This is a genomic window from Oceanibaculum sp. (genome assembly GCF_022449305.1).
Lineage (GTDB): Bacteria > Pseudomonadota > Alphaproteobacteria > Oceanibaculales > Oceanibaculaceae > Oceanibaculum > Oceanibaculum indicum.
On record NZ_JAKUSO010000122.1, the window covers coordinates 1 to 3,028 of the forward strand.

4 protein-coding genes are annotated in these 3,028 nt (G+C 66.9%); 3 read left to right on the forward strand and 1 reads right to left on the reverse strand.

The features are described from left to right. Both MK313_RS18060 and MK313_RS18065 read left to right on the forward strand, forming a co-directional pair. Positions 1–426 (forward strand): thioredoxin family protein (locus tag MK313_RS18060; RefSeq protein WP_287783616.1); only part of this gene is annotated, 426 nt, incomplete at its 5' end. A 53-nt stretch (positions 427–479) separates the two neighbouring features. Beyond that, on the forward strand, positions 480–1,103 hold the full coding sequence (locus MK313_RS18065; RefSeq protein ID WP_287783619.1) for a redoxin domain-containing protein: 624 nt from the start codon (positions 480–482) through the stop codon (positions 1,101–1,103). A 54-nt stretch (positions 1,104–1,157) separates the two neighbouring features. Here MK313_RS18065 and MK313_RS18070 read toward each other — a convergent pair whose 3' ends face one another. Beyond that, the gene (locus tag MK313_RS18070; protein WP_287783622.1) at positions 1,158–2,588 is read right to left on the reverse strand and encodes an amidase; all 1,431 of its coding nucleotides are present in this window, start codon (positions 2,586–2,588) and stop codon (positions 1,158–1,160) included. Positions 2,589–2,681: 93 nt separating this feature from the next. On the opposite strand from MK313_RS18070, the gene MK313_RS18075 reads away from it, so the two are divergent. Then, on the forward strand, positions 2,682–3,028 hold a 347-nt coding region (locus tag MK313_RS18075; RefSeq protein ID WP_287783625.1), incomplete at its 3' end, for an Ldh family oxidoreductase.

Below are 3,028 nucleotides of genomic sequence, written 5' to 3' on the forward strand. Positions count from 1 at the left end.
GGCGGGGGCAGCGCCGCCGGCAGCCAGGCCGCGCCGCGCGCCGCGCCGGCCTCCTCCGCACCGGCGGGTGCCGCCGAGACCACGCCTTGGGAGCCCTACAGCCGGCAGAAGTTCGAGGCGCTGCGCGCCGAGGGCAGGCCGGTGTTTCTGAACTTCACCGCCGCCTGGTGCATTACCTGCCTGGTGAATGAACAGGTGGCGCTGAATCGCCCCGACGTGGCGGCGGCTTTCCGCACCGGCGACGTGACCTATCTCAAAGGCGACTGGACAAACCAGGATGCGGAAATCACCGCCAAGCTGGAGGAATTCGGCCGCTCCGGCGTGCCGCTTTACGTCTTCTATCCGGCCGGCCGCGACTCGCAGCCGGTCGTTCTGCCGCAGCTGCTGACCGTCGATATCGTTCTCGGCGGTATCGGGGCCGGCTGATGCTGATGACCATGCGTACCCTTTGACACCATTCCTGACACAGGAGAGATGCCATGCTGATGCGCAAGATGTTCCTGCCGGCCCTGATGGGCCTCACCCTGTCGCTGGCCGTTCCGGCCGTGGCCTCGGCCAGCCCGGAGGTGAACCAGCCCGCCCCCGCCTTCACCGGCAAGGCCGCCGACGGCAGCACCGTCGCCCTCGACTCCCTGCGCGGCAAGACCGTCGTGCTGGAATGGACCAACCATGACTGCCCCTTCGTGAAGAAGCATTACGGTGCGGAGAACATGCAGGCGCTGCAGAAAGAGGCGAAGGCCCGCGACATCGTCTGGCTGCAGGTCATCTCCTCCGGCCCCGGCAAGCAGGGCCATGTCGATGGTCCGACCGCGATGAAGCTGAACGATCAGCGCAGCGCCGTGCCGGCCAACACCCTGCTCGACCCCGAGGGCACCATCGGCAAGGCCTATGGCGCGCAGACCACGCCGCACATGTACATCATCGATGCCAAGGGCACGCTGGTGTACAAGGGCGCCATCGATTCGATCCCCTCGGCCCGCGCCGACGACATTCCGCAGGCGGTGAATTACGTCAGCGAGGCGCTGCAGGCGATGGACAAGGGTGCGCCGGTGCCGAACCCGGTCACCCGTGCCTATGGCTGCGCGGTGCATTATTCGTCGTAAGCGATACAAGAGCCTGAAGAACGACGCCCCCGGTCACGCCGGGGGCGTTTTCTTTTACGCCTTCACGATGGGATCGATGGGGAGGCGGGTCGAGAGGCCAGCGGCATCCTCGAACAGCTTCGCCGCCTGCAGCATGGGGGCCTCGCCGCGCGGCTTGCCGACGATCTGCAACCCGACCGGCAGCCCGTCCTTTGTGAAGCCACAGGGCACCGAGATCGCCGGGCAGGAGGTCAGGGTGAAGGCCGAGCAGACCAGTACCCATTCGATGTAATTGTCGAATTTGTGGCCATCGACCTCCGCCACATAGCGCTGCTCCACCGGATAGGGCGGCACGATGGTGGTCGGGCAGACCAGCACGTCGTAGCTCTCGAAGAATTTGGCTGTGCGATAGAACAGCTCGCCGCGCCAGCGCTCGGCCTTGCCGATCTCCTCAGCGGTCAGCTTCTGGCCCTTCTCGATGTTCCAGATGACTTCGGGCTTCAAAAGGTCGCGGTGCTTTTCCAGCAGCGGCGCCTTGGAGGCGGCGAACTGCGCGGCGCGCAGGATCTGGAAGGTCTCCTGCGATTCCTTCAGGTCGGGGCAGGCCTCTTCGACCTTGGCGCCCAGGCTCTCGAACAGGCGGGCCGCCTTGGTCACGATCTCCCGCACTTCCGGATCGACCGGCGTGATGCCGTTCAGATCAGCCGAGAAGGCGACGCGCGACAGCTTGCCCGGATTGGCCACCGCCGCCGAGAAGGAGCTAGCCGGTTCCGCCAGCGAGATCGGATCGCGCGGATGCTGGCCGGCCATCGCGTCCAGGAACAGTGCGGTATCGGCGACGGTGCGCGCCATCGGCCCATCGACCGACAGGTTGGCGAAGGGCATCAGCGACGGGCCGTGCGCCACCCGGCCAGGGCTGGGGCGCATGCCGACGATGCCGCAGAAGCTGGCCGGGCTGCGCAAGGACCCGCCCAGGTCGGAGCCGGTGGCCAGCCAGACCTGGCCGGTGGCCAGCGCGACCGCCGCCCCGCCGGAGGAGCCGGCGCAGCTCTTGCGCGTATCCCACGGATTGACCGTGGTGCCCAGCACCTCGTTGAAGGTGTTGGCGCCGGCGCCGAATTCCGGCGTGTTGGACTTGGCGATGGTGACGGCGCCGCGCCGGTCCAGCATCTCCACCATATGGTCGGAATGGTCCGGCACGTAATCCTTGTAGATCGGCGAGCCATAGGTGGTCAGCACGCCCTTCACCGGGTTCAGGTCCTTCACCGCGATGGGCAGGCCAGCGAGATAGCCGGCATAATCCTTGTCGCCCGGCTGCGACTCCAGCCGCTTCGCCTGCTCGCGCGCCCGGTCAAGGCACAGGGTCGGCAGCGCGTTTACGGTCTTGTCCACCTCGGCAATGCGGGCAGCGGCGGCATCGATCATCTCCAGCGGCGAGACCTTGCGCTTTTTCAAAAGATCGACGGCCTCGACGGCGGTCAGCTTCACGAGATCGGCGTGGCTCACGGATTTCCCCCTCGGTTCTTGTTCGGCAAGTTGTCAGTGGCGTGACCATCTGACATACATCCTTTCGACCCGCCCCGCCACAGATCGAGACACATGCCGCACTCTCTTTCCCTGCCTGCGCTGGAAGCGCTGATCCGTGATGTGATGCTGAACAGCCGGGTCTCCCCGGACGCCGCTGCCGGCGTGGCCCGCGCGCTGACGCGGGCGGAGGCGGAGGGCATCAGCTCCCATGGTGCCGCGCGCGCGCCGGTCTATGCCGATCAGGCGCGGAACGGCAAGGCGGACGGCATGGTGACGCCCCTCGTGGAACGGACGGCGGCAGCGGTCATCCGGGTCGATGCCCGCACCGGCTTTGCCTTTCCGGCCATCGATGCCGGGCTGGAGGCGGCCTGCAACATCCTGCCGGAAACTGGCATCGCCGCCGTCGGCATCGCCAATTC

Bases quoted from the DNA above. Each gene is read 5' to 3' on its own strand.
- MK313_RS18065 (WP_287783619.1), top strand. From the start codon at position 480: ATGCTGATGCGCAAGATGTTCCTGCCGGCCCTGATGGGCCTCACCCTG.